Source organism: Saccharopolyspora indica, from assembly GCF_027853965.1.
GTDB classification, from domain to species: Bacteria; Actinomycetota; Actinomycetes; order Mycobacteriales; family Pseudonocardiaceae; genus Saccharopolyspora; species Saccharopolyspora indica.
In genome coordinates, this window is record NZ_JAQGLB010000041.1 from 1 (window position 1) to 18191 (window position 18191).

General features: G+C 71.7%; 13 protein-coding genes and 1 pseudogene. 5 read left to right on the top strand and 9 right to left on the bottom strand.

What is annotated here, in order from left to right; translation table 11 throughout:
• The first annotated feature begins 767 nt into the window (after positions 1–767).
• Complete coding sequence (locus OU416_RS39950; protein WP_270932310.1) at positions 768–2057, top strand: HNH endonuclease signature motif containing protein; 1290 nt, start codon at positions 768–770, stop codon at positions 2055–2057.
• Between the two features lie 61 nt (positions 2058–2118).
• Here the strand turns inward: OU416_RS39950 and OU416_RS39955 are convergent, their stop codons facing one another.
• From OU416_RS39955 to OU416_RS39980, 6 genes are all read right to left on the bottom strand, one after another.
• Positions 2119–2766, bottom strand: a complete 648-nt coding sequence (locus OU416_RS39955; protein ID WP_270932311.1) for a class II aldolase/adducin family protein — start codon at positions 2764–2766, stop codon at positions 2119–2121.
• Between the two features lie 13 nt (positions 2767–2779).
• Complete coding sequence (locus tag OU416_RS39960; RefSeq protein ID WP_270932312.1) at positions 2780–3274, bottom strand: ribose-5-phosphate isomerase; 495 nt, start codon at positions 3272–3274, stop codon at positions 2780–2782.
• The gene (locus OU416_RS39965; protein ID WP_270932313.1) at positions 3271–5010 is read right to left on the bottom strand and encodes a dihydroxyacetone kinase family protein; all 1740 of its coding nucleotides are present in this window, start codon (positions 5008–5010) and stop codon (positions 3271–3273) included. The genes OU416_RS39960 and OU416_RS39965 overlap by 4 nt, the downstream gene beginning before the upstream one ends.
• Positions 5011–5032: 22 nt before the next feature.
• A complete protein-coding gene (locus tag OU416_RS39970) occupies positions 5033–6496 on the bottom strand; it encodes an FGGY-family carbohydrate kinase (RefSeq protein WP_270932314.1) in 1464 nt (487 codons plus the stop codon).
• Entirely contained in the window at positions 6493–7551 is a 1059-nt protein-coding gene (locus OU416_RS39975) for a 2-hydroxyacid dehydrogenase (protein WP_270932315.1), read from the bottom strand. Before OU416_RS39975 ends, OU416_RS39970 begins: the two co-directional genes overlap by 4 nt.
• 115 nt (positions 7552–7666) lie before the next feature.
• Positions 7667–8365, bottom strand: a complete 699-nt coding sequence (locus OU416_RS39980) for an HAD family hydrolase (protein WP_270932316.1) — start codon at positions 8363–8365, stop codon at positions 7667–7669.
• 123 nt (positions 8366–8488) lie between these two features.
• On the opposite strand from OU416_RS39980, the gene OU416_RS39985 reads away from it, so the two are divergent.
• From OU416_RS39985 to OU416_RS39995, 3 genes are all read left to right on the top strand, one after another.
• Positions 8489–9277, top strand: coding sequence for a DeoR/GlpR family DNA-binding transcription regulator (locus OU416_RS39985; RefSeq protein ID WP_270932317.1), 789 nt, complete (start codon positions 8489–8491; stop codon positions 9275–9277).
• A 166-nt stretch (positions 9278–9443) separates the two neighbouring features.
• A complete protein-coding gene (locus OU416_RS39990; protein ID WP_270932318.1) occupies positions 9444–10784 on the top strand; it encodes an MFS transporter in 1341 nt (446 codons plus the stop codon).
• 544 nt (positions 10785–11328) lie between these two features.
• The gene (locus OU416_RS39995) at positions 11329–11493 is read left to right on the top strand and encodes a hypothetical protein (RefSeq protein ID WP_270932319.1); all 165 of its coding nucleotides are present in this window, start codon (positions 11329–11331) and stop codon (positions 11491–11493) included.
• 383 nt (positions 11494–11876) lie between these two features.
• Here OU416_RS39995 and OU416_RS40355 read toward each other — a convergent pair.
• The 3 genes and pseudogenes from OU416_RS40355 to OU416_RS40005 form a co-directional block, all read right to left on the bottom strand.
• Positions 11877–12524: pseudogene (locus OU416_RS40355) on the bottom strand (PIG-L family deacetylase); the annotation flags it as partial.
• Positions 12521–14956, bottom strand: a complete 2436-nt coding sequence (locus tag OU416_RS40000; RefSeq protein ID WP_270932320.1) for a GtrA family protein — start codon at positions 14954–14956, stop codon at positions 12521–12523. The pseudogene OU416_RS40355 and the gene OU416_RS40000, both read right to left, overlap by 4 nt.
• The gene (locus tag OU416_RS40005) at positions 14956–15906 is read right to left on the bottom strand and encodes a glycosyltransferase family 2 protein (protein WP_270932321.1); all 951 of its coding nucleotides are present in this window, start codon (positions 15904–15906) and stop codon (positions 14956–14958) included. Before OU416_RS40005 ends, OU416_RS40000 begins: the two co-directional genes overlap by 1 nt.
• 176 nt (positions 15907–16082) lie before the next feature.
• Between OU416_RS40005 and OU416_RS40010 the strand changes: the two genes are divergently transcribed.
• Positions 16083–18158 (top strand): S9 family peptidase, encoded by a 2076-nt coding sequence (locus OU416_RS40010; RefSeq protein ID WP_270932322.1) that lies wholly within the window; start codon positions 16083–16085, stop codon positions 18156–18158.
• Positions 18159–18191 lie beyond the last annotated feature (33 nt).

Genomic DNA, 18191 nt, shown 5'->3' on the forward strand with positions numbered 1-18191 from the left:
GTCCGGATGTCAAGCCCGGCCTTCGGCCGCCCCTTCGGGGTTTCAGGCTTGACATCCGGACCGCAGCCCCGTTTTGGCTCTATGTCACGGGGATGGCCCGGTGTGGGATAGGTTCGGTTTTGGCGTGGGGTTTCGGTTGGTTGGGGGGTTGGGGATTCTGGGGTTTGGTTTTTGGTGGTTTGGTGGGATTGCTTGGGGTGCAGAGGTTTTCTTCTGGCTTCTGACGTTTCGTCGAGGGCCGTGCCATCTCCGAAATCTCGTGTCACGACCCTTGGAGCGGACGCCGCCCTGAGGAGCCGGGCGTCTGATCACGCGACGGAACCCGTGGTGGTGACGGCGGGCAGTTTTGCCTGAAATTGGCTGCGCCCTCACCGCAGGAGCCGTCAAGAACGTGGCCAATTTCAGGCAAAACTGCCGCACCCGCGAAGCCGACCGCCCACCGCCTCGACCCGAACGCAACCCCGTACGACACGCCATCCATCCCCCACCAACCCCGCTCCGGTATCACCACCGGGCACCGGGTGCCGGGCAGCCCTCCAAGCATCCGCCCGGTTCCAGAACAGTCGCCGAGGCCGAGCTGGATCACCACATCGAGCGATCGATATTCTGTCGAAATTCAGTTCGATTCTTGCGATAATCGTTGTATGGCACCGCTTTTGATGAGTTCCGCTGGTGACGCCGAGGGCCGTTCGGGCTCGGTGTCCGCTCCGGCTGCCGCCACCGAGGTTGGGGCAGCCGTTGAGCCCTGCGCTGTTGAGCGGGCTGCGGTGGAGCTTCGCGATGCCGAGATCGTTGCTGAGATCGCGGAGATCGAGCGAGTTGTGCGGATAGCTCGGATGCGGCAGTTGCAGTTGATCGCCGAGGCCGGGCATCGCGGGTTGCACGTCGAGCAGGGGGCTCGTTCACCTCAGGCCTGGCTGCAGGGGCTGCTCAACATCGACTTCTCGGAGGCCAAGGGCCGTGTCGTCGTGGCGCGGGACGTCGAGCAGCAGACGACCAGCTGGGGCGAACCGCTGGGCGCCGACCTTCCCGCCACCGCTGCCGCGCTGGCCGCCGGGGCCATCGGGGTCGAGCATGCGCGGGTGGTTTCCCGCTGCGTGCGGACCATGCCCGAGCACGCGCGGGTGCACCAGACCGCCGAGATCGACGCGATCCTGGCCGACAACGGGCGCCGCATGTGCCCGCGCGATCTCGCCAAGCTGGCCGAGCGCATCAAGTACCTGCTGGACCAGGACGGGGCGCATCGCGACGAGGAGGCGCAGCACGAGGGGCGGGAGCTGCACTACGCCACCGGGCGGGACGGCATGCTGGTCGTCAAAGCGCGGCTCGACCGGGAAGTCGGGGCGAAGTTCGTCGAAGCACTCCAGCCGCTGGCCGGGCCTCGGCGCGAGACCGATGGCGAGAAGGATCCGCGCAGCGCCGGACAGCGCAACGCCGACGGATTCGCGGCGATGGTCGACCTGGTCCTGGACTCCGACCAGATGCCCCGGGTCGGAGGCCAGCGGCCGCACCTGAACATCACCATCGACTTCGACGACCTCAAGCGCGGACTGCTGCTCGGCGATGAGGGCATGCCCGGCACGCTCCAGACGACCGAGCAGTCCATCACGGCCGAGAACGTCCGCCGCATCGCCTGCGACTGCGATGTGCTGCCGATGGTGCTCGGCGGCGACAGCCTCCCGCTGGACGTCGGAACCTCCCAACGAACGGCACCCACGCACATCCGGGCCGCCCTGTTGCAGCGCGACGGCGTGTGCGCGTTCCCGGGCTGCGACCGCCCGCCCGGCACACCACAGGCGCACCACGTCGTGCACTGGATCGACGGCGGACCCACCACCGTCGAGAACATGGTCATGCTGTGCGCGCATCACCACCGCGTCGTGCACGGCCAGCGGTGGGGAATCGAGCTGCACCACGGTCGTCCGGTGTTCACACCACCGTCCGACGTGGACCCGTCGCGGGTGCCCAGACCTGGCGGCAGAGCACTGCCCGCCGGATACCGCGAAACCCTCCGGAATCTCATCCCTGCACCCAGGGCCCCGGAGGGCATCGCGTGACGCCTGCTGCCGGGCGGCAGGCGTGGGCGCACGCCGTGCTGTGCGCACACGCCCCCCGGGTTCAGCGGGACTGCTGTCCGTATCCGCTGAAGAGCTCCGCGCAGCGGGCCATTTCCTCGTCGCTCAGCAGGCTGGGGTCACCGATCCGCTTCGCGGTCAACCACAGCTCGCACAGCCACTCCAGCTGCCGGGCGCGGTTGTAGGCCTTCGGCAGCGAGTCCGCGATGGTCACCGTGCCGTGGTTGCGCAGGATGCAGCCGGTGCGGTCGGTCAGGGCCTTCGACATCGACTGCGCCAGCTCGGGGGTGCCGAACGTCGCGTACTCCGCCACCCGCACCGGGCCGCCGAAGTCCGCCAGCTGGTAGTGCACCGCAGGGACCTCGTCGCGCAGCAACGACAACGCCGTCGCGTTCAGCGAGTGCGTGTGCACCACCGCGCCCGCGTCGTGCTCGCGGTACGCGGTCAGGTGCATCGGCAGTTCCGACGTCGGCTTGAGGTCGCCCTCCACCACGTCGCCGTCGAGGTTCACCACGGGGATGTCGGCGACCTGGAGGTCGTCGTAGTCGACACCGGAGGGCGTCACCGCCACCAGGTCACCGCTGCGGACCGAGATGTTGCCGGAGGTGCCTACCACCAGCCGGTCCGCCGTCATGCGCTGGGCGATGGCGATGACCTCGCTCCGTTGCGCGGCCAGTCGCGAACTGCTCACTTCACACCTTCGTTCAACAGGAGGCGCCGGGGACGTCCGACGCCGACTCGTAACCGCTGATCGCCGCCACCTTCTCAGCCGACGGCGAGGACTCGTCGAAGTGGTACCCCAGCCACTCCGATGCGAGCCTGCGGGCCAGCTCCAGGCCCACCACCCGCTGGCCGAAGCACAGCACCTGCGCGTTGTTGCTCAGGATCGAGCGCTCCACCGAGTAGCTGTCGTGCGCGGTGACCGCGCGGATGCCCGGCACCTTGTTCGCGCTGATCGCCACACCCAGGCCGGTGCCGCACACCAGCAGCGCGCGGTCCGCCTTGCCCTCGGCCACCAGCCGGGCCGCGTTGACCGCCACGTGCGGGTAGGCCGTGTGCTCGTCGGAACCCACGCCCACGTCCACCACGTCGGCCACTCGCGGGTCGTTCTCCAGGTCCTTCTTCAGCGCGTCCTTGTACTGCAGCCCCGCGTCGTCGGAGCCGACCACGATGCGCAGCGGCGCCTGCTGCTCAGTCACTTCTGTCCGTCCTTCCTGTCACCGGCGAGCACCTCGCCGATCCGGGTGAGCGCGAGCGCCAGCGACGTCGCGCCGGGGTCCGGCGTTCCGACGCTGCGCTCCGCCAGCGGTCGGGCGCGTCCGGTGCGGGGCCGCAGGTCCGCGGTCTTCGCCGCGGCTTCGGTGGCCACCTCCGACGCTCGTGCCCAGGCCTCGCGGCCGCTCGCGCCGCCGTCGACCTCGCCGCGCAGCTTCTCGACGAAGGGCACCAGCGCGTCGACCAGCGTCTTGTCGCCGAGCTCGGCGCGGCCCAGGCGCTGCACCGCGGCGAGGGCCGCCGCCGCACCCGCGGCCAGGTCGCCCGGCAACGTCGCGCGGTGGTCCGGCAGCAGGTCGCCGAAGGACCGCAGCGCCGCACCCCACAGGACACCCGAGGTGCCGCCCGCCTTCGCCGCCCACGCGTCACCGGCGTCGACGAGCACCGCAGCCGGGCCGACGCCCTGCGCCGCCGCCGCTTCCGCTGCCTCGATCGCCGCCGCGCTGCCGCGCGTCATGCCCCGGCCGTGGTCGCCGTCGCCCGCGATCGCGTCGAGGCGGCCCAGCTCCTCCTCCTGGTCGCGCAGCAGGTCCGCGATCTCGCGCAGGGCCTCGACCACGGTCGTCGCCGTCGCCTGGCCTTCCGCCGGGGCCACCACGACCACCTTCTCCGGCAGTGCCGGCAGCTCCTCGTCCGCCGCGTCCGCATCCGCGGCCGCGATCCCGACGTTGCCCTTGCGGTAGGCAGGCGTGTCCGCCGGGGCCTGCCACAGGCGCTCCAGCTCGTCGTCCAGCCAGGTCAGCGTCAGCGAGCAGCCCGCCATGTCCAGGCTGGTCACCAGCTCGCCGACCTCGGGGGCGACGACCTCCACACCCGCTTCCGCCAGCAGGCGGGACACCGTGCCCCAGACCACGAACAGCTCTTCGTACTTGGTGGCGCCCAGACCGTTGAGGATCGCCGTCACTCGGCGGGAACCGGTCTCCGGTGCCTCCGCCAGCACGCCGTCGACGAGGATCTTCGCCAGTTCCGAGGCCGACGGCATCTCCCGCTCCGACACACCCGGCTCGCCGTGGATGCCCAGCCCGAGGCCCATCCGGCCCTCCGGCACCTCGAACAGCGGGTGGTCCTGACCCGGCAGCGTGCAGCCGTCGAAGGCCACGCCCAGGCTGCGGGTCCGCTCGTTGGCGTGCTCCGCGACCCGCACGACCTCGTCGAAGTCGTAGCCCTCCTCGGCCGCCGCCGAGGCGACCTTGAACACCACGAAGTCGCCGACCACGCCGCGGCGCTTGTTCTGCTCCGCGGCCGGGGCGCTGGCCACGTCATCGGTGACCACCACGTTGTGCGCGCGGATCCCGTCGCGCTCCAGGCGCTCCACCGCCAGGCCGAAGTTCATGTTGTCCCCGGCGTAGTTGCCGAAGGAGAACACCACACCGGCACCGCGGTCCACCGCCCGGCCCACCGAGTAGGCGTCGTCGGCCGACGGCGAGGTGAAGATGTTGCCGATCACCGAACCGTCGGCGAAGCCCGGCCCGACCACACCGCAGAACGCCGGGTAGTGCCCGGAACCGCCACCGGTGACCACGGCGACCTTGCCCCGCCGGGGCCGCTCGGCCCGGACCACACCGCCCGGCACCTGCCGGACGTAGGTGGGGTGCGCGGCCACGAAGCCGGTCACCATGTCCTCGGTGAACCTCGCCGGGTCGTCGTACAAGCGCGTCATCGCACTTCTCCTCAAGCAGCAGTCAGGAGCTCGCGCCCCAGTGCGGGCGGGCGCGGTCGATCGAAACCAGGTACTCGCGGTAGCCGCGTTCGTAGAACTCCACCGCGTTCGGGTGCGGCTGCACGGTACGTCGCGCGGCGGCCCACAGCTCGCGGTCCACCGGCTCGCCCAGCGAGTCCCACGCGGTCATGGCCGCGCCGCGCGCACCCACGCCTTCCTCGTAGGGCACGTGCAGCGGCCTGCCGAGCACGTCGGCGAAGATCTGGCTCCACGCCGCCGAGCGCGCCCCGCCACCGCAGGCCGAGACCTCGCCGGTGAGCCCGGCGGACTCCAGGTTGTGGCGGGCCGCGTAGGCCACCGCCTCGCACATCGCCCGCACCAGGTCCGCCTGCGAGGTGTCCAGCGACAGCCCGGTGAACTGGCCGCGCGCGTGCGGCGCCACGAACGGCGCCCGCTCCCCCGAGGTGGACAGGAACGACAGCGCCGACGCGCCACCGGCGCCGGGCTTGCTGCTGTTCAGCAGCGTTTCCAGCTGGTCCACACCGGCGCCGACCATGGACAGCACCCAGTCCAGGTTGGCGGTGCCGACCATCGCCGGCATCACCCGCAGGTAGCGCTCCGGCAGCGGGGTGGCCAGCCACATGCCCGCGACCTCGCCCTGCGGGTCCACGGCGAACTCGTCGCGCAGCACCTGGCAGCCCAGCGTCGTGCCGATGACCAGGCTGCCGTCGCCGACGTTGGTGACGCCGGAGCCGAAGGCGCAGGCGGGCAGGTCGAACGGACCCGCCGACACCGGCAGCCCGGCGGGCAGCCCGAGCTCCCTGGCCGCCTTGCCGTCCAGCGCGAACAGCTTGTTCGGCGGCGCGGGCTCGGCGAGCAGCCTGCGGTGCTCGGAAATCCCGCACGCCTCCAGCGCTTCCTGCGAGTAGCTGCGCGTGGTCACGTCCAGGAACGGCAGCGAGGCGTCGGAGGCGTCCACGGTGATCTCACCGGTGAAGCGCTGCACGATCGCATCGACGCAGTAACCGGCGACCGCGGCCCGCTCCAGCCGCTCCGGGGAGTGCTCGGCGAGGTGCGCCAGCAGCGGACCGGCCGAGCCGGGGAACATCCCCGACCCGGTGAGCCCGAAGACCTCGCGCTGCACGCCGGATTCGCCCCAGCCGTCCAGGATTCCGGCGGCCCTGGCGTCCAGCCACGAGATCGCCGGGCCGACCTGCTGGCCCTGGTGGTCGCGCAGCCACAGGCCGTCGCCCTGGCCGGTGATGGCCAGCGCCTCGACCGGTTCGCCGGTGCTCTCGGCCACCGCGGCGACTTCCCGGACCACGCGGATCACCGAGCTGATGACCTCGTCGAGGTCCTGCTCGACCCGGCCGCCGGGCAGCCGGTTGAGCGTGCTGCGCATGCTGTGCGTGACCAGGGCGGTTCCGTCGCGGTTGAGCAGCGACGCCTTGGTCACCGACGTTCCGACGTCGACACCGATGATCATGGCCGCAGGCCCTCGAACTGGGCCAGCACGTCGGGGTTGGCCACGAAGCGCGGGCGCTTGCCCTCCAGGAACAGCGCGACCTCACCGGCCACGATCTGCGCGGCGCGGTGCGCGGTCTGGCGCGTGGCGCCCGCCAGGTGCGGGGTGGTGATGACGTTCGGCGCGTCGAACAGCGGCCAATCGCGCGGCGGCGGCTCGATGTCGTAGACGTCCACGGCCAGCGCACCGAGCCTGCCGGACTTCAGCATCTCCGGCAGCGGCGCGTAGTCCAGCAGCCCACCGCGCGCGGAGTTGATCAGCACCGCGCCTTCCGGCAGCAGCTTGAGGTTGTCGGCGTTGAGCAGGTTCTTGGTCTCGGGGGTGAGCCGCGCGTGCAGGCTGACCACCGAGCTGCGGCGCAGCAGGTCGTCGAGCTCGACCAGCTCGACGCCGTCGCGCGCGGCGTCCTCGGTCTTGACGAACGGGTCGGAGACCAGCACGTGCGAGCCGAAGGCCTTGAGCACGCGGGCCACGATCTTGCCGATCGCGCCGTAGCCGACGAGGCCGACGGTGGCGCCCTCCAGCTCGATGCCGGCGTTCTCGTAGGCGTAGTAGTCACCGCGCCAGTTGCCCGACTTCAGCTCGGCGTCGGATCCGGGGATGCGGCGCAGCGCGGCCAGCGTCAGGCCGACGGCGAACTCGGCGGCAGCGGCGGCGTTGCGGCCAGGCGCGTAGCTGACGATCACGCCGTTGTCGGTGGCGGCCTGCAGGTCGACGTTCACCGGCCCGCCGCGGCAGACACCGACGAACTTCAGGTTCGGGGTGGCGGCCAGCACGTCGGCGGTGAACGGCGCCATCTGGGTGGCCACGATCTCCGCGTCGCCCAGCGCGTCGAGCAGCTGCTGCTCGGTGCCGCTGGCCTCGTGCACGTTGCCGACCGGGCCGAACGGCTCCACCGGCCACGGCAGCTTCAGGGTGCTGAACTGCAGGTCGTGCGCGCCTGCGCTGCTGCGCAGGGCGTCGACGAACACCTCGGGGGCGACGAAGTGGTCACCTGCGGCCAGTACGCGGGTCATGAGGACTCCTTTGTCACAAAGAGCTGGCTTGCGGCGCTACCCCGATTCTGCGTGCTCAGAACCGGGGTCGTCCGCCCGGCGGGGCGGCGGGGCGCCGGGGTGGGGAACGGGAGGGTCAGCTGCCGACCGGCTCGGGCAGCGAGCCCACCAGGCGCTGCCGCACGTCGTCGAGGTCCGAGGCGATGTAGCTGGCACCGGCCAGCGCGTCCTCGGCGGGCGGGTAGTCGGCGTTGGGGATGGCCACCACGGTCATCCCGGCGGCGGCCGCGGCGCGCAGGCCGTTGCTGGAGTCCTCGACCGCCAGGCACCGCTTCGGGTCCTGGCCGAGCTTCTCGGCGGCCGAGAGGTACACGTCGGGGCTGGGCTTGCCCTTGGGCACCTCGGCGCTGGAGACCGTGGCGCTGAAGTGCTGGATCAGGCCGTGGCGCTCCAGCACGGCGTCGATCAGCCGGCGCGGCGCGGAGGAGGCGAGCGCGATCGGGGCGCGCTCGGCGGCCTCGGTGACCATCCGGGCCGATCCCGGCAGCAGCTCGATCTCGCCGCCTTCGAGCGCGGCGATCATGTCGTCGACCACGATCTTCTCGGTGGCCTCGGCGGATTCGGTGGCCTCGGCGAACTTCGCGAGGAACGCCGACCACTCGGGCGCGCTCATGCCCTGGACCTGCCGGGTCTGCTCAACGGTCCAGGTCTTGCCGCGCGCGGCGGCGAACTTGGCCCACATCCGCTCCCACAGGTGCTCGCTCTCGACCAGGACGCCGTCCATGTCGAAAACGACCGCGCTGTGGGCGCCGTTCGGCTGCTCGGACCGGGTCATCTCAAACCTCCCGCCAATCACTGACACGTCTCAAATTAACATGATCAACGTTAATTGTCACCCTTTGGATGATAGTTCAGCATCACGTCCCTAACAGTCCGCCGCGGGCGGCAAGATGGCCGCATGGCGTCCGCACCGAAGAAGCAGTCCCCCCGCCTCCTGCGCCAGCAGAAGATCATCGACCACGTGGTCGCGCAGGGCTTCGCCAGCGCCGCGGAACTGTCCGAGCTGACCGGCGTCAGCCTGATGACGGTGCACCGCGACCTCGACGACCTGGTCACCAGGGGCCTGCTGCGCAAGTACCACGGCGGCGTCTCCGCCCAGCCCTCCACGGTGTTCGAGAGCAGCTCGGACTTCCGGCTGCACACCCACACCGCCGAGAAGGACGCGCTGGCCAGGGACGCGCTGCAGTTCATCACGCCCGGCATGTCGGTGATGCTGGACGACTCCACCACCGCGCTCGCGCTGGCCAGGCTGCTGCCGGACGTCGGGCCGCTGACCGTGGTCAGCAACTACCGGCAGGTGCAGGAGACGCTGCGCGACGTGCCCGACATCCGGCTGATCGGGCTGGGCGGCGAGTACTCCCGCACCCACGACTCCTACCTGGGCCTGCCGTGCCAGGAGATGATCAACGCCTTCTCGGTCGACATCGTGTTCCTGTCCACCTCGGCGATGAACGCGCGGCTCACCTTCCACCAGGAGCAGGAGATCGTGCTGGTCAAGCGGGCGATGCTGGCCAGCGCCACGACCAAGGTGCTGCTGATGGACGCCAGCAAGGTGGCCCGCTCCGCGCTGCACCAGTTCGCCCCGGTCAGCGCCTTCGACCACGTCCTGCTGGCCGGCGATCTGGACGCGGCGCTGGTGGAGGAGATGCGCGAGCAGACCGACGTCCGCCTGGCCACCCTGGAGTGACCGGCGGTACCGGTGCGAACACGCGGTGTGGCGCGGCCTGTGATGCGCCGAATTTCTCCAAATTAACGTCTTGCGCGTTAATATGAACGAGGTGCATGATAGCCAGCACTCGTAGACCGGCCCGCTGTGAGCGTGCGCCGAGAACTTCCACTCCTTGGAGACAGTGATGTCCCAACAGACCACAGCGGAGCGCCCGGCCAGCAGGCTCGACCGCATCGGCATTCCCAAGCCCCTGTTCTGGGGCTTCGTCGCCGTGCTGATCTTCATGATCGGCGACGGCGTGGAGACCACCTTCCTCTCGGACTACCTGCAGCAGCCCGAGGGCGGCGGCCTGCCCGGCTCGACCGCGGCGTTCGCCACGGTCACCATCTACGGCGTCGCGGCGATGATCGCTTCGTGGTTCTCCGGGACGCTGTCGGCGATCTGGGGCCCGCGCCGGGTGATGTGGCTCGGTGGCGCCTGGTGGATCGTGTTCGAGCTCCTGTTCCTGTTCGTGGCGCTGCCCTCGCAGAACGCGACGTTCATCGTGGCCACCTACGGCATCCGCGGCTTCGCCTACCCGCTGTTCGCCTTCGCGTTCCTGGTGTGGGTGCAGATCGCCAGCCCGGTCAAGATGCGCGGCTCGGTCGCCGGCTGGTTCTGGTTCGCCTTCACCGGCGGTCTGCCGACGCTGGGCGCGGCGCTGGCCGCCGTCGCGATGGGCGGCTTCGGCCTGAGCCAGCACGGCACGCTGGTGCTGTCGCTGGTCGTGGTCACCATCGGTGTGCTCATCGGCAGCTTCGCGGTCCGCGAGAAGCACGGCCTGATGCCGATCGCCGACGAGTCGGTCAAGAACCCGCGCAGCCTCAAGCGGCTGGCCGAGGGCGTGGACATCCTGTGGCGCGACCGGCGGACGCTGGCCGGCGGCCTGATCCGCATCGTCAACACCGCGCCGCAGTACGGCTTCTTCGCGATGTTCCCGTTCGTGCTGGGCCCGGCCACGCCGGGCGGCGGCTTCCTCACCGCCGCGCAGGTCGCCACCCTCGCCTCCATCAGCTACGGCGCCAACATCGCCGCGAACCTGTTCTTCGGCGTCTTCGCGGACCGCTTCGGCTGGCGGCGCACCATCACCTGGTTCGGCTGCGTGGGCTGCGCCATCGCGACCCCGCTCTGGTACTTCACCGCGGTGACCACCCAGAGCTTCGTGGTGACGGCCACCTTCGGCGTCGTCTACGGCATCCTGCTGGCCGGCTTCGTCCCGCTGTCGGCGCTGATGCCGTCGATGGTCGCCCCCAAGGACAAGGGCGCGGCCCTGGCCATCCTGAACTTCGGTGCCGGTGGCGCCGCGTTCGTCGGCCCGGTCGTGGTCACCATCCTGTTCCCGCTGGTCGGCGGCGGCGGTGTGGCCATCGCGTTCAGCGTGCTCTACATCCTGGTCGCGTTCCTGAGCCTGAAGGTCAAGGACCCGGCCGACCCGGGTGAAGCCCGCAGGATCAGCGCGGCGGAGACCGCGCGAGCGGCTGCCTGAGCGAAGTGATCGCGGAGCCCGCGTCCCCGTCCGGGGGCGCGGGCTCACTCGCATCCGGCCGTCGTCGCCCAGCGCGACCACGAACCGGCCGTCCGGGGTGAGCGCCGGATCGCCGACCGCCGTCCCGGGCACGGCGGTCCGCTCGGCGCCGAAGACCTCGATCCGACCGCCGGACCCGCGAACGGCCAGGACCGGCGGATTCCCCGCCGCCACCGCCGGATCGGAGGTGGCGGCGACCGCCACCCGGCGCACCACGCCCCACCCGGCCCGCTCCCCCAGCACCACGAGATGCCCGGTCCCGGCTTCGCGGAACGCGGCGGAGGCGAAACGCCCTCCCGCCACGGCGATCGCTCCGGCCGGACGGTGCGCCGACGGCGGCGATACGAGCTCCGCCCGACCGGTCCCGGTCACCTTCCAGTGCAGCAATCCGGCCCGCGCCGCAGCCAGCACGTGCACCTCCCCCGTTGCCGTCACGAGCACCGACACCTCGTCCTGGACGCCGGTGCCCCCGAGATCGGCCCACGCGGGCGCGTCGGCGAAGCGGATGCCGACCCCTCCGGCGGAGTTCTTCGCCGCGACCACGATCCGCCCGCCGGGAACCACGGCGGCGCCCGGCGGCCCCACGTGCGTCAGCCGCTCCGCGGCGCGCGGCGAACCGAGCGCGATCCACGGATTCCCGTTCGCCCGCAAGAAGATCCCACCGGTGTAGCGGTCCTGCGCGACGATCGTGCGCTCATCCGCGAGAACCGCCGAGCGCGGCACGAATCCCGGTGTGGGCACCACGACTTCCGCCGCTCCGGAGCCCGCGAACAGCTGATCACCGCGCACGAAGACGTGCACTTCCCGGCCCGAGCCGTCGGTCGCGGCCCAGTTCGCGCCGCGCGGCCAGCGCTGCCGCATGCTCCGCAGCCAGGTCCGGTACGGATCACCGAGGCTCACCACGGGATCGTGCCGGGCGTAGTGCTCGAAGATCGCCCGCTTGTCGGCCACCACCGCCGGCGGCAGGTTCGGCGGCGCATCGGCGATGTCGTAGTCGCGGTAGTGCACGAGGTGGGTCCGGATCGCGGCACGCCGCACCGCGATCTCGGCGAACCGCGCGGTCATCACGTGGTCCGGGTGGTTGTGGTGGACTCCCCACTGCGGCTGGTTGCGGGTGTCCGGCTCCGGGTCGTGAGTGCGGACGATGACCGGCTCGAAGCGCCGGTGCAAGCCGGTCAGCAGCCCGATCAGCGACGTCCGGTCGTGCTCGGCGACCGCGACCGCGGAGCCGTCCGGGCGCAGCGTGGCGACTCGCGCGACCGGGTCCCGCCAGAGCCGGGTGAGCGCGTGCTTGCCACCGGTGGCGTGCGGATCGTTGTCGTCGGGCAGGTTCAGGAAGATCAGCCTGATTCCCGGCCGAGCGCGCAGCTCCTGCACCTCGACCTCCCGGCCGCCGACCCGCAACGTCCCGCGCCGCCAGTCGTCGGCGGCACCGGCCATCGCCGCGAACGCGGCTCGGGCCCCGGCCTGCCGCTTCGCGGCGTACTGCGCGGCCGGGCGCACATCGCTCTCCCCGGCGGTCAGGAACACCGTGGTCACCTCCGCCCCGGAACGCACCGACATCGCCAGATCCGGGTTCATGAACAGGATGTCGTCGTCCGGGTGCGCCACGACCTGGAGGTGCGACCGCTGCGGATCCGCGGCGACCGGCACGGCGAGCACCACGAGCAGCGCCGCGACGATCGAGGCCACTGCTCTCATCGCGACCTCCGCTGCGCCACCGGAAACGCGGAAAGCACTGCGGCCAGCGCTGCCCCGAGGCAGACCAGCGCGACGTGCCAGGCGAAACCGGGCGGGCTCCAGGAGAGCGTGAGCACGCCACCGGAGGAGTCCGGGACGCGCACCCGGAGCAACCCGGCCTCGGTCGCCCCGACCGGAACCGGACGGTCATCCACCTCCGCGCGATAACCGGGCCAGGCCAGCCGCGCGAAGACGAGCTCACCGGCACCGGCGAAGCGCACGGTTTCCCGGGCCTGCCCGTGCTGCACGTCGTCGAGCACCCGCACACCCCGCACCGCGCCCAACCGCCCTTCCGGCCAGGCGATCGGCGCTTCCCGCCTGAGCACGGCGACTTCCCGGTCCCGCCGCGCGATCCGCCAGCCTTCGGGAGCCGTCGCCACCTCGCGCAGCCTGCGCTGCACCACGACGTGCTCGACGCGGAGCTGATCGGCCAGCGGCCAGAGCCGGTCGTAGGCCTGCGGGCAGGTGGCGCCGAAGTAGCTCAGGCAGAGCTCGGCGTGCAGGGCGGCGTGCCCGATCCCCGTGTAGGACACCAGGTTCGCCATCCCGGCAGCGGCAGGCATGTTGCCGAACAGCAGCCGCGACCACGCCTGCCCCGAGACGATCTGCTCGGGCGGGATGCGGTCGCGGTCGGCGATCTGCACGACGGTGCCGGTGCCGAACGCGGCGAAGCGCGTGCGCAACTCCCGCACGTCCGCCGGGAAGTGGTAGGCCGCGACGTCCCGGTTGACCGGGAACCACACCACCTGCGAGGCCAGCACGCACGCGGTGCCCAGGTGCAGCACCGCGACGAGCATCCGGGTGCGCAGCGCCAGCAGGAGCAGAGCGCCGACCAGGGCCAGCGAAACCAGGTGCTTCGGCGCCTGCGCCGGCCAAGCGGCGACGGCCAGGTATCCGCCGGCCAGCATCGACGCGGCGGAGCAGAACAGCCGCAACGTGAACCGGTCGGTGCGCAGACCGCGGGAGAGCGCGACGGCGAGCAGGACGGCGATCGCCAGGTGCAGCACCACGACGTTGCGCAGCGGCCAGCGGAACAGCCACAGGTTCGACGGTCCCAGGCACAGCAGCAGGTAGCAGCCCACCAGCACCACCGCGCAGGCGCAGCCGCGCCACCGGACGGCGCGCCAGTCGAGCCAGGCCAGCAGCGGGACTGCGAACCAGGCGAAGTAGGTCGCGGGCACCGACGTCCGGAACGCGCCGAACGTGGTGATCTGCGGGAGGAACGAGGGCAGGCTCGCGTTGAGGAGATCACCGACGCCCGGCACCAGCTGCCCGGTGTTGAAGAACGCGTACCCGGATCGCCACCCGACCTCCGACGCCGCCAGCACCGGGCCGTAGACCAGCGGCAGCGCGACGGCGACCGCGACGCCGAGCAGCACCAACCGCACCCGGTCCCGGCCGCGCTCCACCAGCAGCCCGGCGAACACCAGGCACAACGCCAGCACGCTGTAGGGATCACCGGCCGAGACGCAGAGGAAGCACAGGATCCACGCCGCGAACGCCGGAACCCGGTCGGACCGGCACAGCGCCCACCAGGCCCACGGCAACCACGCGAACCCCATGAGACCACCCGCCCACGAGCCCGCCTGGAAGTACAGCACGAACCCGGACACCGGAAGCGCCGCGCCGAGCACCGAGGCCATCCCGCGCGCCGCGCCGTAGCTGCGGCACAGCAGGAACGTGCCGACACCGAGCACGACGAGGAACTGCGTCTTCACCACCGCGGCGGCGATCGCGAGGTCACCGATCCACACCACCAGCAGGAAGTCCAGCAGGTGCACCGGGTTCCAGATCCCGAACAGCGCCTCACCGGCCAGGTTCCCGCCCATCCACGAATCCAGGTCCAGGCCCAGCGGCCAGTCGCCGGCCAGCAGCCGCTCGCCCAACCGGTGCCACATCGGCAGGAACTGCGCCGCGCTGTCGTCCCAGAAGTAGAACGACGGGTTCACCAGCAACGGGATCTGGCACAGCACCGCGACCACCGCCCCGACACCGGCCGCGAACGGCCAGTCACCGCACGCCTTCCCGCGCCGCGCGGTCAACACCGCCCGGCTCGCGAAGAACGTCGCGGGCAGCACCGCGGCACCTCCGACGAGCGGTGCCAGCACCGGATCGACACCGGCCACGACCGCGACGGCCACCGCCACCGTGCTCAACCCGACCAGCGCCAGGTTCACCAGCGGGAACAGCAGGAACGTGCGGGCCCGGACCGGAACCGCGAAGGTGAACCGGCAGTTGAGCAGGTAGGAGCACAGCGTGGCCGTCGCGGTCGCCACCACGTGCGCCAGCAGGTACGGCACCAACGCGAGCAGAGCGAAGTAGACCGCGCAGTGCACGGTCGTGTTCGCCCCGCCGACCAGGGCGAACCGCCCGAGCTGCGTCCCGCGCCGCATCACGGCACCAGCTCGGCGGGCCGCGAACGGTGCGCCGAGACGTCCGGTCCCAGTTCCTTGACCAGGTACTGCGGTCGGCGCTTGGTCTCGACGTAGGTCCGCCCCAGGTACTCCCCGAGCACGCCGAGGAAGCACAGCTGAAGCCCGCCCATCCCGATGAGCAGCGTCCCGCCCACCGGCGCCCGCGAACCGTCCACAATGGCCTTCGCCGCCGCGCGCGCGATCCACGCGCCCGCCGCGCACGCCACCAACGCGCCCAGGTACAGCGAGATCCGCAGCGGTTTCGCGTTGAACGAGGTCAGCCCGTCGATACCGTGATCGACCAGCGCACCGAAGGTCCACTTCGAACCGCCGGAGCGACGCGGCGCGTCGCGGAAGGCGACGTAGGCGGTGTCGAAACCGATCCAGGCGAACAGCCCCTTGGAGAACCGGTGGTGCTCCGGCAGCGACAGCACCGCGTCCACCGCGCGCCGCGACAGCACCCGGAAATCACCTGCACCGTCGGGCAACCGGACACCGGCGAACCGGCGAGCCGCCCGGTAGTACGCCCTGGCGGGCAACGACCGCCAACCGCGCTCCCCGCTCCTGGTGCGGCACGCCACGACCTGGTCGTAGCCGGAATCCAGCAGCGGCAGCATCCGGCGCAGCAGCTCCGGCGGGTGCTGCAGGTCGGCGTCCAGCAGCGCGACGCGATCGCCCAGCGCGTGCCGCAATCCGCACAGCATCGCCGGTTCCTTCCCGAAGTTGCGGCTCAGCGACACGTAGCGGACACGCGGGTCCGCCGCCGCCAGCCGGCGGGCCTCGCGCAGCGTCCGGTCGGTGCTGCCGTCGTCGACCAGGATCACCTCGTAATCCCGGACGCGTCCGGACAGCGCCGCGACCAGCGCGTCGTGGAACCGTTGCAGGCCGTGCTCCTCGTTGAGGCACGGCACCACCAGCGACAGGTACATGGCAGGTCTCATCCGTCTCGGCGGCCCCGAAGCCGCTGCGGTCGTTGCAGATTCGGCTCGAAGGTAGGTTCGACGCCGAAGGGCACCCCCGCCCGACACACCGGCGAATAATCCGTCCGCGTGGCAGATCGGAACCTGCTCGCACCGCGGCGCACCGCCAATGGCAGGCTGGTTCCATGTCGTCCGCGTCATTCCCCCGCCGCAGCGCGCGAACTCAGGGCTTCACCCTGGGCGCGCCCCGGAACTTCACCGCCACCGGCAACGGGGCGACGGTGCTCTTCCTGCGCTCGGCCGCCGGCACCGATCCCCGCAACTCCCTGTGGGCGCTGGACACCGCGACCGGCCAGGAGCGCGTGCTGGCCGATCCGGCGGCGCTGCAGGACAGCGACGAAGTGAGCCCGGAGGAGCAGGCGCGCCGCGAGCGCGTGCGGGAACGCGCGGGCGGCATCACCGGTTACGCCGCGGACCGCGCGGGGAACTCGGTCGTGTTCATGTTGTCCGGACGGCTCTTCCACACCGCGGTCGCCACCGGTGAGACCCGCGAGCTCCCGGTCCGCAGGCCCGTCGCCGACCCGCGGCTGGACCCGGACGGCCGCCGGGTGTCCTACGTGTCCGGTGGTGCGCTGCGCGTCATCGAAGTGGACGGTTCCGGTGACCGGGCGCTGGCCGAACCCGACGGCGCGAACATCACCTGGGGCGCGGCGGAGTTCATCGCCGCCGAGGAGATGGGCCGCTTCCGCGGCTACTGGTGGGCGCCGGACGGCTCGCGGCTGCTGGCCGCCCGCGTGGACGAGTCCCCGGTGCGCAACTGGTACCTCGGCGACCCGAACGACCCGGCGCGCGAGCCGACTCCGATGCGCTACCCGGCGGCCGGGACGGCGAACGCCGAGGTGACCCTCGCGCTGGTCGGCCTCGACGGCGGGCGCGTCGCGGTCGACTGGGACCGGCAGGCGTTCCCGTACCTGGTCACCGCGCACTGGTCCGGGCACGGCCGCCCGCTGATCGCGGTGCAGACCCGCGACCAGCGCACCCAGCTGGTCCTCGCGGTCGACCCGGACACCGGGCGCACCACCGAGGTGCACCGCGACACCGACCCGCACTGGGTGGAGATCAAACCGGGCTGGCCGGCCTGGACGCCGGACGGCCGCCTGGTGCGCATCAGCGCCGAGGACGGCGCTTACCGGCTCGTCGTCGGCGACCGGCCGTGGACGTCGGCACCGCTGCAGGTCCGCAGCGTCCTGGACGTCGGCGAGCACGACGTCCTGATCTCGGCCTCCGAGCAGGATCCGACGCAGGTGCACCTCTACCGCGTCACCGAGTCCGGCGTCGAGCCCCTGACCACCGCGCCCGGCGTGCACAGCGGAACCCGCTCCGGCGAGGTGCTGGTGACCGCCAGCGCCACCCTCGACGAGCCGGGCACCCGCGTGCGGGTGCGGCTGGGCGACCGCGAGATCGCCGAGATCGCCAGCCGCGCCGAAGATCCCGGCGTGGACCTCAACGTCGAACTGCTGCGCCTCGGTGAGCGCGAGCTGTGCGGCGCCCTGCTGCTGCCGAACGGCTACCAGCCGTCGGACGGTCCGCTGCCGGTGCTGCTGGATCCCTACGGCGGCCCGCACTCGCAGCGGGTGCTGTCCCGCCAGCAGGGCTTCCTGACCTCGCAGTGGTTCGCCGACCAGGGCTTCGCGGTGCTGGTCGTCGACGGCCGCGGCATGGCGGGCCGCGGCCCGGACTGGGATCGCGCCATCGCCGGTGACCTGGCCGGGCCACCGCTGCAGGACCAGGTCGACGCGCTGCACGCGGCGGCCGCGCAGCACCCGGAGCTGGACCTCGACCGCGTCGCGATCCGCGGCTGGTCCTTCGGCGGTTACCTGGCCGCGCTGGCGGTGCTGCGCCGACCGGACGTCTTCCACGCCGCGGTGGTCGGTGCCGGGGTCGTGGACTGGCGCCTGTACGACACCCACTACACCGAGCGCTACCTCGGCGACCCGAACGAGGCACCGGAGGTCTACGAGGCGAACTCGCTGCTGGCCGACGCCCCGAAGCTGGACCGGCCGATGCTGATCGTGCACGGAACGGTGGACGACAACGTCGTGCTGGCCCACGCCCTCCGCCTGTCGGCGGCGCTGACCGCGGCGGCCCGCCCGCACACGGTCCTCCCGCTGCCGGGCGTCAGCCACATGCCCACCGACGAGACGACCAGCGAGAACCTCCTGCTGCTCCAGGTCGACTTCCTGCGCAAGGCCCTGGGCTGAACGACTCCTCGGTCGTGGGGGCGCGGCGGGCGG

What these genes read in the sequence shown, in the direction of transcription:
- OU416_RS39980 (WP_270932316.1), bottom strand. Translation starts at nt 8,365, where the DNA reads ATGACCCGGTCCGAGCAGCCGAACGGCGCCCACAGCGCGGTCGTTTTC.
- OU416_RS39965 (WP_270932313.1), bottom strand. Translation starts at nt 5,010, where the DNA reads ATGACGCGCTTGTACGACGACCCGGCGAGGTTCACCGAGGACATGGTG.
- OU416_RS40010 (WP_270932322.1), top strand. Translation starts at nt 16,083, where the DNA reads ATGTCGTCCGCGTCATTCCCCCGCCGCAGCGCGCGAACTCAGGGCTTC.
- OU416_RS40000 (WP_270932320.1), bottom strand. Translation starts at nt 14,956, where the DNA reads ATGCGGCGCGGGACGCAGCTCGGGCGGTTCGCCCTGGTCGGCGGGGCG.
- OU416_RS39985 (WP_270932317.1), top strand. Translation starts at nt 8,489, where the DNA reads ATGGCGTCCGCACCGAAGAAGCAGTCCCCCCGCCTCCTGCGCCAGCAG.
- OU416_RS40005 (WP_270932321.1), bottom strand. Translation starts at nt 15,906, where the DNA reads ATGTACCTGTCGCTGGTGGTGCCGTGCCTCAACGAGGAGCACGGCCTG.
- OU416_RS39995 (WP_270932319.1), top strand. Translation starts at nt 11,329, where the DNA reads ATGCCGACCCCTCCGGCGGAGTTCTTCGCCGCGACCACGATCCGCCCG.
- OU416_RS39990 (WP_270932318.1), top strand. Translation starts at nt 9,444, where the DNA reads ATGTCCCAACAGACCACAGCGGAGCGCCCGGCCAGCAGGCTCGACCGC.
- OU416_RS39970 (WP_270932314.1), bottom strand. Translation starts at nt 6,496, where the DNA reads ATGATCATCGGTGTCGACGTCGGAACGTCGGTGACCAAGGCGTCGCTG.
- OU416_RS39975 (WP_270932315.1), bottom strand. Translation starts at nt 7,551, where the DNA reads ATGACCCGCGTACTGGCCGCAGGTGACCACTTCGTCGCCCCCGAGGTG.